Origin of the sequence: Winogradskyella sp. SYSU M77433 (genome assembly GCF_029911945.1) — a bacterium.
Classification (GTDB): domain Bacteria; phylum Bacteroidota; class Bacteroidia; order Flavobacteriales; family Flavobacteriaceae; genus Winogradskyella.
This window is the reverse complement of record NZ_JARYTG010000008.1, coordinates 93,875-107,946: the sequence shown is the minus strand read 5'-3', so window position 1 is coordinate 107,946 and position 14,072 is coordinate 93,875. Positions and strand designations below refer to the sequence as shown.

Here is a 14,072-nt window from a genome sequence, read left to right as displayed (position 1 = left end):
TAAATGAATTATTTTAAGCAAATTATTGGCTTTGCCAAACCATATAAAACCTTTGCAGTTTTAAACATAATAAGTAATATTTTTTACGCTTTATTTGGTACGCTTGCAATGGTATCTCTTTTCCCTATGCTTAATGTTTTATTTGATAAAACAAAGCAAATAAACACAAAGCCAACTTGGGAAGGCATTGGCAAAGTAAAAGATTATCTAGAGAGCTACTTAAACTATTTTGTTACTCAAAAAGCTAATGAAGGCCATGATGATGTTCTTATTTTTATGGTTGTATTAGTGGTCAGTATGTTTTTGCTTAAAAATTTATTTAGCTACTTAGCTATGTACTTTATTACCTTTTTAAGAAACGGTGTTTTAAAGGATATTAGAAATGCACTTTACGATAAAGTTATAGACCTACCAATTGCTTATTTTTCTGAAAAAAGAAAAGGTGACACTATAGCAAGAATAACTACAGATGTCCAAGAAATACAAACGTCATTTCTTTCTATATTAGAATTAATTGTAAGAGAACCTTTGATGATTCTCTTTACGATAATTACAATGTTTTTAATTAGCGCTAAACTTACCTTATTTGTCTTCATTTTTATTCCAGTTTCAGGATTTATTATTTCAAGGATTGGAAAAAGTCTCAAAAAACGATCAGATAGAGTACAAAGTGAACAAGGCCAATTATTATCTATTATTGAAGAAACATTAGGAGGTCTTAAAGTAATAAAAGGGTTTAATTCTCAAAAGATATTTGGAGACAAATTCAAAGAATCCACTGATCGATTTAATAAATTTTCTAACAACCTCCTCCACCGTCAAAATTTAGCTTCTCCTACTAGTGAGTTTTTAGGCATTCTTGTTATCTCTGTACTTTTGTGGTATGGTGGACAAATGGTTTTAAACGATGGTAATCTAGAAGCTGGTTTATTTATAGTATATATGGGATTAGCCTATAACATTCTAACTCCAGCCAAAGCTATAAGTAAAGCCAGCTACAGTGTTAAAAAAGGTAACGCTGCTGCAGAACGTGTTTTAGAAATCTTAAATACAGAATCAACTTTAGCAGACGTACCAAATGCAAAAACAAAAACCGATTTTACATCACAAATTAGCATCGATGATATCTCTTTTAAATACGAAGATGATTTAGTACTTAAAAACTTTTCGCTTACAGTACCTAAAGGAAAAAGTGTTGCATTAGTCGGACAGTCTGGAAGTGGAAAAAGTACGATAGCCAATTTAGTTACACGCTTTTATGATGTTAATAAAGGTGATATCACTATAGATGGTGACAATATAAAAGGTTTAACAAAACACTCTTTAAGAAACCTTATGGGTCTGGTTACCCAAGATTCTATTCTATTTAATGAATCAGTCGCCAATAACCTAAAGATTGGTAAAGAAGATGCTACTGAGTCGGAAATCATTGAAGCTTTAAAAGTGGCCAACGCTTGGGAATTTGTGAAAGACCTTCCTAATGGCATCAATACTAATATAGGTGATGCAGGAGGTAAACTTTCAGGAGGACAAAAGCAGCGCTTAAGTATTGCTCGTGCTGTACTTAAAAATCCACCTATCATGATTTTAGATGAAGCCACTTCCGCTTTAGATACAGAAAGCGAACGTTTAGTGCAAGATGCTTTAGAAAAAATGATGAAAAACAGAACCTCTATTGTTATAGCCCACAGACTTTCTACTATCCAGAATGCAGATTTAATTGTAGTAATGCAAAAAGGTGAAATAGCAGAACAAGGCACACACACCGAACTTATCGCTAAAAATGGAGTTTACAAGAAGCTTGTTGAAATGCAGAGTTTTGAGTAATTAGTTACGTTTGATTTGCTCTATCTCCATGAAAGTCTTTCCTGTAAAAGCATCTATATCAACAGAGTTACTTTCTGCTCTAATCCTAATTTCTACTGTATCACCAGCAGAAAGTGAAGCTATACAATCTACTTGTCTATAAACATCACCAACATTATGATGATTATATGTTGATTCAGAATAAAGATTACCATTTACATATACAGCTATTCCATAATAATTTGTATTGTTTTGAGCACTAGTATGAAACCCAGCGTTTATTCTATAATAACCAGCACTTCCTGAAGTAAATGTATTATTACCAGTATCAAATTCGCCATTGGTATCAAAAACTATAGAATCAAAATATATATTAACCCACGCTGAGCCCGTAGCAGCTTGTGTGTATATACCAGACACATTAACTCTAACCAAGGATAATGAAGAGTTATCATTTTTATTTTGCCAAGTTACATTTCCTGATGCATCTGTTTGCATTATTTGATCATTTGCACCTCTAGATTCTGGTAATATATAATTATCCGTACCATCAGTCCCAACAGAAACTCTCCCTAAAAAATAACCAGAATAACTATTTGATTTTGTAACTTCAGAATAAATCCCATAATGCACTCCCCCTGCAGAAGGATCAAAGTAATTATTGACTCCATATTTATTACCAGTTCCTGTACTAGTTACATTATTATTTAGTCCATAAAAATCTTGAACTCCACCATTCACCACATTAGAAATACCATACATGGTTCCCAAAGAAGAATCAAATTGATTATACGAACCAAATTGATTTCCATTAGCTAGATTATCAAATACTGAAAACGAGCCAAAATTATTAGCACTTGTTGCAATAGTACCTGAAAAATTGTTATCAACTCCTTTAGTCATTAAACTCTCGGTTCCTAAAAACTCATTTTTCACACCTGTCATCTCTAAAGCCGCACCGCTAAATTCATTATGACTACCTATTGCTGAACTTGCACTACTTGATGCCGAAAATGTATTATGAACACCTTTAGCTTCTGTAGAATTAGGCACAGAAATTTCGTTGATTAAACCAAATTTAAGTCCACCACCTGTTTGCATTTGATTTACTATTCCATAATGGGTACCTGTACCTGTATTACCAATAAATTGAAAAATGCCATACTGATTCTGATTAGAATCTCCTACCATAGAAGTAAAAACCCCATAATCTGTTGGACTTAAAGAATTCGATGAATCAAAGCTGTTATATAAACCATATCTATTAGCAGAGTCAGACTGCTCAAAATTGTTGTACACACCTCTTTCATCAAAGGATGAACCATCAAAATTATTATGCAACCCATAGTGGGCTGCACCACCTGTACTTGTAACATCATTGTATATCCCAGTAATTGCTCCAGTTCCTGTTCCGGAGAATATATTATAACTACCATATTTAGAACCAGAACCAGTACCTAATAAGTTGTTATACACACCATAATGAGGATTATTTCCTGTTCCCCCTAATAAGTTAAAGAGCCCTCGTTGCAAATCAGTATTAGCCATATTTCCTGAAATCTCATTATAGATTCCTGACGTCACTCCACTCGTTGCACCATTGAACAGGTTTATAGTTCTAGTATCATTAATTTCACTTATATCCAAATTATAATCAGCTGTATTCTTTCCTATAGCAAGGTTACCCTGAGTATAAATATCATCTGTAATATCTGTCGGAACATTAGTGGTATTTTCTAAGTAAAAGTCTGCATCGTTATTTAATGTCTGTTGAATAGGTATCCATTGCGCGCCATTAAAAAAGTAAAAACCAACACCATTGCCTCCAGTCACAGAAGCATTAGTATTCCAAACTAATAAACCTGTAGCAGGAGAGTTTATTGGGCTTGATAAATTTGTAACATCATTTAAACTTAAACGAGGTACTAAAACACCTTTATCAGAAGAGGAAATATCTAACATTGACGATTCATCTGGATTTGTTGTTCCTACTCCAACCTGACTTAAAACGAAAATTGGAAATAAGAACACAATCATTAGGGAAATATGCTTCATTTTATTAAGAACTTATTAAAAGATAATATTTAAAAATAATAAAATAACTTACCTTTAGAAAAGTAAAACGATATAACAACCAAAAAATCAGAGGAATAAAAGATTAAGAAATAAAAAAAGGATGTATAAGGCATACATCCTTTTCCAAATGTTACCAGATTTGGGGAACTGGTAACCGTTCATAGGTTAAGCTGGGTCAAACATAGAACAAATATTTCTTTTAAACAAGAAAAAAATGCATTTAATCGATATTTTATGCTTTTAATCGAATTTACATATTTTAAATATTTGATTTACAGTCAATTAAAACCAATTCCGTTTTTCGCTTAATTTTCATTTAAACTTTTGGTAATTTCACCTGTCTTACTATTAAAGAAAATTACTTGAATAACGAGTCTGAATTCATATTACGTTTACAAGACCCTAAGTCAAAAGAAGCTGCTTTTAGAGAATTATTACAACTCTATAAGGAGCGCTTATATTGGCATATTAGAAAAATTGTAATTAGCCATGATGATGCAGACGACGTACTTCAAAATACTTTTATCAAAGTATATCGAAATATTGATAAGTTTAAGGGTGAAAGTAAATTATTTTCATGGTTGTACAGGATTGCTACCAATGAATCTATAACGCATTTAAACAAAAACACAAAGCGTTTGAAAATAACTAACAAAGAACATCAATCCAACGCCATTAATAACTTAAAAGCTGACGATTATTTTGAAGGTGATGAAATTCAATTAAAATTACAACAAGCCATTGCTACATTGCCACAAAAACAACAATTGGTATTTAACATGAAATATTTTGAAGATATCAAGTATAAAGAAATGGCTGAAATTTTAGATACCAGTGAAGGAGCTCTGAAAGCTTCTTATCATATTGCAGTAAAAAAAATAGAAGCTTTTTTAACCTCAAATTAAACCAATTCATTAATTTAAGGTCATACGTATAGATAGAAAATTAAAAAAACTGAACCAAGTTCAGCATAAAATGAAAAAGGACAAATTATATAACATAAAGTCTACAGGTTTTAAAACACCTGATAATTATTTTGAAGATTTTGAAAATGTTTTTTTTGAAAATTTAGAATCAAAAACAGCTCTTAAAGATATTGAAGAGACTGGCTTTACTGTTCCTAAAGATTATTTCAATACTGTTGAAAATGATATTTTAAACAAGCTAAAGAATGAAGACAAGCCGGTATTTAGCTTAAAAACAAGAAAGACCTTTTTCTATGTTGCCGGAATAGCTGCCTCTTTAATTTTATTAGTTGCCATATTTTTTAATAACAACAGTGAAAGTGAAGAAGAAATTTCAGTTGATATGGTAGAAAGCTATCTTGAAAACAGAAGTCTAAATAGCTATGAACTTGCTCAACTTTTATACGATGCTGAAGTTTTAGAAGAGGACTTCACAATTATTGAAAGTTATTACGAAGAAGAAAATTTAGAGTCTTATCTCCTAGAGAATTCAGACATTGAAAACATTTTAGAATAAATTGAAAATGAAAAAATTAATCCCATTACTGCTACTATTTATTAGCTTTTCGAGTTTCGCACAACGCAATGGCATTATAAAAGAGCGTATAAAAGCTCAGAAAGTTGCTTTCATTACAGAACAGTTAAGCCTTACGTCTGAAGAAGCTCAAGGATTTTGGCCTATTTATAATGAATTTGAAGAAACAACAGATAAAATAAGATCTCAAGAGCTTAGATCTATAAAAATGCAATTGCGCAGAAATCCTGATTTATCAGATAAGGAAGCTGACGAACTTTTGAAAAAATTAATGAAAGCAGAGAGCGATATGCATACTGCCAAATTGAAACTGGTTACAGATCTTAAATCTGTAATTTCAGCAAAAAAGATTATTAAATTAAAAGCTGCTGAAGACGAGTTTAACAGAAAACTTTTGGATAGACTTAAAGAGTTTAGAGATAAGCGAAACCGAAGATAACTACAAGACTTCATAGATGCAAAACTAGCAGTTTACAAATATAATATCACAAGTCAATAAGATTCTGAGACAAGTTCAGAATGACAAAGTGTTGATGTTTTTTGTGCAGTCATTATTTGCTAAACGTCAATTTGCTAATTCTACCCTTTCCTGCTGCATAGGCTATAGAATCATTAAGAAACCTTATCGTATAAAAACCTTCATCGCTAAGATGTTTCCATGTATCTCCAGAATCCTTACTGTAATCAATACCTTTAAAGCCGACAGCTACTAGTCCTTTTGCATTACTATTTGGCACATACTGTACACAACTTCTATAGCCAGGTCCTTTTCCTTGAGCTACAACTTCCCAAGTTTTACCACCATCAATTGTTCTAATTTTATTATTTAGTGTATCATTAGGCTTGGTGTAATCTCCACCTATTGCAAAACCATGCTTTTCATCATAAAAATCGATGGAATACATTCCTGTAGTTGCTGCACCTTGTATTATTGGAGTATCATAAATTTCCCATGTTTTTCCTTTATCTGGCGAATATAAAATTCTACTTGCTTTACCTCCTGTGGCTACCCAAGTATGCTCACCTATTATGGAGATATTAGTATCACTTGCCGCAAAAGCAGCTTCTCCATCTCTGACTTTTGGTAACTCATCGCAGGATAATTTTGTCCATGTTTCACCTCCATCTCTTGTAATAATCACACTCATACAATCATCCGTTGGGTCACCAATAGCAATACCTTCTTTATCGTTCCAAAAGTCCATAGAATCGTAAAAGGCTTTGGGATGTGATTCTTTGTAAACAATATTTCTATCATTAGCCTTATATCTAGTAAATACTGATGGACTACCTGCAGTTATAGTGAAAAAACCATCATCTGTTTTGGCTATAGCCCTCAACTCATATCCTGTTGAGTCACTGTTCATATTTCTAGACATATGTCCTTGATAATTATGAGATATACTTTCATACTTTTTAAAAATATCTGATAGATCTATTTCAGGATTTATATCCTTTAAATCCCAATTTCCATAATACCCATCTGATCCTGCAAACCAAACACGATTATTTGACACTTTCAAGGCTCTAATATTCAAAAAAGAATCCTGTAACAAAGGTTCTATTTCAACTTTTGAAAAATTTCTAGATCTAACTGTTTTTTCAGATTTACATGAATAAAACCCAATCATCACAAAGCAAAATAAGATGAATCTCATGATTTTCAATTTTCTCTAAAAATAGAAAAGCATATTCAATAAAATCACAAACTTTGCTACAAATGAACATTAAAATGTACCTTTGCATGCTTTAATTTTTTGAAATGCGACTACATAGAAATTTATGCTTTGCGGTTATTGATGGTTTACACAAAATTTTCAATGAAGGTGAATATGCTGATAAAGTTATACAACAATTGCTAAAACGCGATAAGCGTTGGGGAAGCAGAGATAGAGGTTTTGTTGCCGAAACGGTTTATGAAATCGTTCGCTACAAAAGACTTTATGCTGAAATTGCTGATGTAAAAGCTCCGTTTGACAGAGATAACCTATGGAGAATCTTTGCAGTTTGGGCAACACTTAAAGGCATTAAACTTCCAGACTGGAAATATTTTACGGATACTCCAACACGTAAAATAAAAGGACGTTTTGATGAATTGTCTAAAATTAGAAAATACCGAGAGTCTATTCCAGATTGGATTGATGAATTAGGTGAAAAAGAATTAGGCGCTGACGTATGGACTAAAGAATTAGCGATGCAAAATGAACAGGCAGACGTTATTCTTAGAGTTAACACGCTTAAAACAACTAAGCAAGATTTACAACTCAAATTACAATCCGAAAATATTGAGACGGAATTCATTCCTGATTATCCCTATGCTTTAAAACTAAAAGAACGCGCTAACGTTTTTATGACTGAGGCTTTTAAGGAAGGCTGGTTTGAGGTTCAAGATGCGTCATCGCAATTAGTAGCCGATTTTTTAGATGTAAAACCAGGAATGAAAGTTGTTGATTCTTGTGCTGGTGCAGGTGGAAAAACCTTGCATTTAGCGTCACTCTTAGAGAACAAAGGCCAAGTCATTGCTATGGATATCTATGAGAGTAAACTAAAAAAGCTTAAAGTTAGAGCACGTCGCAATGGTGTTCATAATATAGAAATGAAAGTCATTGACTCTACAAAACCTATAAAAAAACTTTATGGCAAAGCCGACCGTCTACTGATTGATGCTCCATGTTCTGGTTTAGGTGTTTTACGTAGAAATCCAGATTCTAAATGGAAATTACAACCAGAGTTTGTCGATAATATCAAGAAAACTCAAGAAGAGATCTTAGAGCAGTACTCAAAAATGGTTAAACCTGGTGGAAAAATGGTTTATGCCACATGTTCTGTATTGCCTTCAGAGAATCAAAATCAAATTGATAAATTCTTAACATCCGAAGCCGGAAAAGACTTTACTTTTGTAAAAGACAATAAAATATTAGCCTATAAATCTGGTTTTGACGGATTTTACATGGCATTATTAGAAAAGAAAAAATAAACCCAAATAAATGAAACAATTCTACACTTTATTAATCACTCTAGTTTTTTCAACCTTAGCATTTGCCCAAATTCCTTCAGGATATTATGATAGTGCAACAGGAACTGGTTACACATTAAAGACACAACTTCACAATATCATAGATAATCATAACGACCAAGGTTATGATGCAATGGATGGTTTTATAGCGTCTTATGATTTAGACAACTACTACGAAACTGGAAGTAACACCATTTTAGATCCTTATTCAGAAAATCCTTCTGGATCTGATCCATACACATTTTCTCCAGTTAGTGATGAATGTGGAAATTATAGTGGTGAAGGAGATTGTTATAACAAAGAACACGTTATTCCTCAATCTGTTTTTAGTCAAAACTTACCAATGCGAAGCGATGCGCACCACCTTTTACCTACAGATGGCCGTGTTAATGGTTTTAGAAGTAATTATCCTTTTGGAGTGGTTGATGATAGTCAATTAGTAAACCAAAGTGGTATTTCTAATCCAACTCAAAATGGTTCTAAACTTGGAGGTAACCTTAACAGTGGTTATTCTGCAGGTTATAGTAACACAGTTTTTGAACCTATAGATGAGTTTAAAGGAGATATTGCTCGTATTTATTTCTATTTTGTAACACGATACGAAGATCAAATCAGTAATTGGGGAAGTTACCCAATGTTTGACGGAAGTTCTGATAAAGTACTAGATGACCCATTTTTGAATATTCTTTTAACATGGCATCAAAATGATCCTGTATCGCAAAAAGAAATAGATCGCAACAATAACATTTACTACAATCACCAAGGTAATAGAAATCCATTTATAGATAATCCTAGTTGGGTAAACGACATATGGGTATCTACACAAGACACTGAAGCTCCTACAGCTCCAACAAATTTAGTTGTAACTAATGAAGCTTCAACATCTATAAACCTTAGCTGGACAGCTTCAACAGACAATGTAGGAGTGGTTTCTTATGATGTTTATGTAGATGGTGTTTTTAATACTAACGTAACTATAAATACTGCAAATGTTATTAACCTAACTCCAGAAACTACATATTCATTTTATGTTATTGCTGTTGATACTGCAGGAAATGAATCAACTCAAAGTAATTCTGTAAATGGTACAACAACTGAAACAGGTACACCAGGAAGTGATTGTGTTGTTGAGGATTTTGAAAATATTCCTGCAAATAGCTCACAGTATACAAATAGAACTTGGACAGGTACAAACGGTACATGGAATGCTACCGAAGCAAGAACTGACCAAACCATTAACAACAGAGCCATACTCATAGATTATAGAGGTAGTTCTGACTCAGGTATTTTAACTTCACCTACTGTAAGTGGTGGTATTGGGAACCTTACTGTTACAACTCAAAGAATTTTCTCAGGAACTGATGGAAATTTGGATGTTCTAGTAAATGGAAGTTTGGCAGGAACAATTCCATACAGCGACACTCAACAAACTACAACAATAAGTGACATAAATATTGAAGGTTCAATAACTGTTGAGATTGTTGACAATAATTCTGGTGATGCAAGAGTTGGTATTGATGATTTATCTTGGACATGCTATTCTTCATTAAGCTTGGTAGATAATACTTTTGATAATACTACAATCTACCCAAACCCTGTAAAATCAAATTTAAATATTGAGCTAAATTCTACTGAAGAAACTTTAGTAGAAATCTATAGTATCTTAGGAAAAAGAGTTTTAAAAACTCAAATCAATTCTTCAGATAGCATCAATTTACAAACATTAAAATCTGGTGTTTATATTTTGAAATTAACACAAAACAATTCATCTGTAAGCAAAAAATTGATTAAGAACTAATCAAAGATTAATATTATTGAAAAAGCAGTTCAAAATTGAGCTGCTTTTTTTGTTTAAAACATGTTGAATAAGTCTACTAATTGAATTCTTTTTTATAGTCTCATTATTTTAAAATGAATTAACTTTGTGTTTTTATTTTTCACACCAAACACAACACTCTAATGATTCATTTCTTTGGAAACCAAAACAGCAAAGTTTTCGCTGTTCAAGCCACAAAAGAATTATCAACTGAAACCATTTCAAAATTGACATGGTTATTTGGCGACCAGCCAAAAATAGAACAAGCATCTCTAGATGCTTTTTTTGTTGGCCCAAGAGCCGCAATGATTACTCCTTGGAGTACCAATGCTGTAGAAATCACTCAAAATATGGGGATTTCTGGCATTTTACGTATTGAGGAATTCACATCAGTTTCAGAAGATTTCAAAGGGTACGACCCAATGATTTCTGAAAAATTTTCAAGCTTAAATCAAGACATCTTCACCATAAATATTCAACCTGAAGCAATTCTTGATATTGAAGACATTTCGGCATACAACCAACAGGAAGGTTTATCGCTAAGTGATGAAGAAATTGAATACCTAGAAGGTGTTTCTAAAAAAATTGAACGACCTCTAACAGACTCTGAAGTATTTGGATTCTCACAAGTGAACTCAGAACACTGTCGTCATAAAATTTTCAACGGAACGTTTGTTATCGATGGAGAAGAGAAACCGACGTCGTTATTCAAAATGATTAAGGAAACATCAAAACAAAATCCTAATGATATTGTTTCCGCATACAAAGACAATGTAGCGTTTATAAAAGGTCCTGTTGTAGAGCAGTTTGCTCCAAAACGTGCTGATGTTCCTGAATATTACCAAACTAAAGATTTTGAATCTGTAATTTCATTAAAAGCAGAAACCCATAATTTCCCAACAACTGTAGAGCCTTTTAATGGTGCTGCAACGGGTTCTGGTGGTGAAATAAGAGATAGACTTGCTGGAGGTAAAGGTTCTATTCCTTTAGCAGGAACGGCTGTTTACATGACATCATATTCACGTTTAGAAGAAGAACGGCCTTGGGAAAAGGCATTTCCTGAACGTAAATGGTTGTACCAAACTCCTATGGATATTCTAATTAAAGCTTCTAATGGAGCTTCAGATTTCGGAAATAAATTCGGTCAACCATTAATTTGTGGTTCTGTTTTAACCTTCGAACATCAAGAAAATAATGATAAGATTGGTTACGACAAAGTGATTATGCAAGCTGGTGGTATTGGTTACGGCAAAGCAGACCAAGCCATAAAAGACATACCAAAAGCAGGTGACAAAATCGTAATTCTTGGTGGTGACAATTATAGAATTGGTATGGGAGGTGCTGCTGTATCTTCTGCTGATACTGGTGAATTCGATTCTGGTATCGAGCTAAATGCCGTTCAGCGTTCTAACCCAGAAATGCAAAAACGTGCTGCCAATGCTGTTCGTGGTATGGTAGAAAGTGATGAAAACCATATTGTCTCCATTCACGATCATGGTGCTGGTGGTCATCTAAACTGTTTATCTGAACTTGTTGAAGATACTGGTGGAAAAATCGATTTAGACAAATTACCTGTGGGTGATCCAACGCTTTCTTCAAAAGAAATTATTGGTAATGAGTCTCAAGAACGTATGGGACTAGTGATTGGTGATAAGCATTTAGAAGTTCTTCATAAAATTGCAGACAGAGAACGTTCACCTATCTATGATGTTGGTGAAGTTACCGGAAAACACCGTTTTACATTTGAGTCTGAAACCAATGGAGACAAGCCAATGGATTTGGCTCTGGAAGATATGTTTGGCAGCTCTCCAAAAACTATAATGACAGATCATACGGTTGAAAAAAACTACAGTGATGTATTTTACAACAGAGATAATTTTTACGATTATTTAGACCAAGTTTTACAGCTCGAAGCAGTTGCCTGTAAAGATTGGCTAACCAATAAAGTAGACCGTTGTGTTGGTGGTAAAGTTGCCAAGCAACAGTGTGCAGGACCATTACAGTTGCCATTAAACAATGTTGGTGTAATGGCATTAGATTATAAAGGTAAAGAAGGCATTGCCACCTCAATTGGCCACTCACCTATTTCGGGATTGATAGATCCTGTGGCTGGTAGCCGCAACTCTATTACAGAAGCATTAACTAACATTATTTGGGCTCCTTTAAAAGATGGCTTGAAGAATGTTTCACTTTCTGCAAACTGGATGTGGCCTTGTAAAAATGAAGGTGAAGATGCACGTTTGTACGAAGCTGTAAAGGCGGTTTCAGAATTTGCTATTGATTTAGGGATTAACGTACCAACAGGAAAAGATTCGCTTTCTATGAAGCAAAAATATCCTGATGGTGATGTTATTTCTCCAGGTACAGTTATAATTTCAGCTGCTGCAAACTGTATTGATATTAACAAAGTTGTTGAACCTGTGTTCCAAAAGAACGAAGGTGATATTTACTATATCAACTTATCTCAAGACAACTTTAAACTAGGTGGAAGTTCTTTTGCACAAGTAGTCAATAAAATTGGTAACGAAGCTCCAACAGTTAAAAGTGCTGATTATGTAAAAACGGTTTTCAATACCATTCAACAATTAATATTAGATGGTAAAATTGTCGCTGGACACGATGTCGCTTCAGGTGGTTTAATTACTACACTTTTAGAACTTTGTTTTGCTGATAATACTATTGGTGCAGAATTAGATTTAACCGCTTTAGCTGAAAAAGATTCTTTCAAAATACTTTTTGCTGAAAACTCAGGAATTGTAATTCAGGCTAAAGATAAAAGTATCGAAACCGTATTATCTGATGCTAAAATTGATTTCCACAATATTGGTAAGGTTATGAAAAGTGATGTGCTTAGCATCATCAATAGTAATGAAGTCTTTACTATGACCATTTCGAGATTGAGAGACATGTGGTACAAAACTTCTTTCCTACTCGACCAAAAGCAAACCGCTAATGGTTTAGCTAAAACACGTTTTGATAATTACAAAAATCAACCTTTACATTTCGAATTTCCGAAACAATTCACTGGAAAACTTCCAAAAACAGATTCAAGTAAACCTAGACCTAAAGCTGCTATCTTACGTGAAAAAGGAAGTAATTCTGAACGTGAAATGGCAAACGCTATGTACCTAGCTGGTTTTGATGTTAAAGATGTTCATATGACCGATTTAATTTCTGGTCGTGAAACTTTAGAAGACATTCAATTCCTTGGTGCCGTTGGTGGTTTCTCAAACTCTGATGTTTTAGGATCTGCTAAAGGTTGGGCTGGTGCTATAAAATATAATGAAACAGCAAATAAAGTCATCAAGAACTTTTTTGAAAGAGAAGACACCTTATCTGTTGGAATTTGTAACGGTTGCCAACTATGGATGGAATTAGACCTCATCAATCCAGATCATGATATTCATGGCAAAATGGTTCATAACGATTCACATAAGCATGAGAGTGCTTTTACTTCTGTGAAAATTCAAGAGAATAACTCTGTTATGTTATCGTCTTTAGCCGGAAGTACGCTTGGTGTTTGGATTAGTCATGGTGAAGGAAAATTCAATTTACCTAAGGATGAAAACCAATACGATATTGTAGGGAAATATGCTTATGCTGAATACCCACATAATCCTAACGGTTCAGATTATAATACGGCTATGATGTGTGATAAAACGGGGAGACATTTGGTAACCATGCCGCATATTGAACGATCTATTTTCCAGTGGAATTGGGCTAACTATCCTAGTAACAAACAGGACGAAGTTTCTCCATGGGTTGAAGCTTTTGTTAATGCTAGAGAGTGGATAGAAAAGGTTTAATTTGATTTAAATATAATAACAAAACCCCGATATAAATTTATATCGGGGTTTC

The 14,072-nt window shown here is 33.5% G+C and carries 9 protein-coding genes; 7 read left to right on the top strand and 2 right to left on the bottom strand.

What is annotated here, in order from left to right; genetic code table 11:
• Window positions 1-3: 3 nt before the first annotated feature.
• Window positions 4-1,827, top strand: coding sequence for an ABC transporter ATP-binding protein (locus QGM60_RS15470; RefSeq protein ID WP_281141158.1), 1,824 nt, complete (start codon window positions 4-6; stop codon window positions 1,825-1,827).
• Here the strand turns inward: QGM60_RS15470 and QGM60_RS15465 are convergent, their stop codons facing one another.
• Window positions 1,828-3,861, bottom strand: coding sequence for a hypothetical protein (locus tag QGM60_RS15465; RefSeq protein WP_281141157.1), 2,034 nt, complete (start codon window positions 3,859-3,861; stop codon window positions 1,828-1,830). It lies immediately after the preceding gene.
• A 383-nt stretch (window positions 3,862-4,244) separates the two neighbouring features.
• Between QGM60_RS15465 and QGM60_RS15460 the strand changes: the two genes are divergently transcribed.
• The 3 genes from QGM60_RS15460 (at window position 4,245) to QGM60_RS15450 (ending at window position 5,821) form a co-directional block, all read left to right on the top strand.
• Window positions 4,245-4,787, top strand: coding sequence for an RNA polymerase sigma factor (locus tag QGM60_RS15460; protein WP_281141156.1), 543 nt, complete (start codon window positions 4,245-4,247; stop codon window positions 4,785-4,787).
• Window positions 4,788-4,857: 70 nt separating this feature from the next.
• On the top strand, window positions 4,858-5,364 hold the full coding sequence (locus QGM60_RS15455) for a hypothetical protein (RefSeq protein WP_281141155.1): 507 nt from the start codon (window positions 4,858-4,860) through the stop codon (window positions 5,362-5,364).
• 7 nt (window positions 5,365-5,371) lie between these two features.
• Complete coding sequence (locus tag QGM60_RS15450; RefSeq protein ID WP_281141154.1) at window positions 5,372-5,821, top strand: sensor of ECF-type sigma factor; 450 nt, start codon at window positions 5,372-5,374, stop codon at window positions 5,819-5,821.
• 112 nt (window positions 5,822-5,933) lie between these two features.
• Here QGM60_RS15450 and QGM60_RS15445 read toward each other — a convergent pair whose 3' ends face one another.
• Entirely contained in the window at window positions 5,934-7,040 is a 1,107-nt protein-coding gene (locus tag QGM60_RS15445) for an oxidoreductase (protein WP_281141153.1), read from the bottom strand.
• A gap of 104 nt (window positions 7,041-7,144) precedes the next feature.
• On the opposite strand from QGM60_RS15445, the gene QGM60_RS15440 reads away from it, so the two are divergent.
• From QGM60_RS15440 to purL, 3 genes are all read left to right on the top strand, one after another.
• Window positions 7,145-8,359, top strand: a complete 1,215-nt coding sequence (locus QGM60_RS15440; RefSeq protein ID WP_281141152.1) for a methyltransferase domain-containing protein — start codon at window positions 7,145-7,147, stop codon at window positions 8,357-8,359.
• Between the two features lie 10 nt (window positions 8,360-8,369).
• Complete coding sequence (locus QGM60_RS15435; RefSeq protein WP_281141151.1) at window positions 8,370-10,196, top strand: endonuclease; 1,827 nt, start codon at window positions 8,370-8,372, stop codon at window positions 10,194-10,196.
• Between the two features lie 161 nt (window positions 10,197-10,357).
• Complete coding sequence (gene purL / locus QGM60_RS15430; protein ID WP_281141150.1) at window positions 10,358-14,020, top strand: phosphoribosylformylglycinamidine synthase; 3,663 nt, start codon at window positions 10,358-10,360, stop codon at window positions 14,018-14,020.
• Window positions 14,021-14,072: the final 52 nt, after the last annotated feature.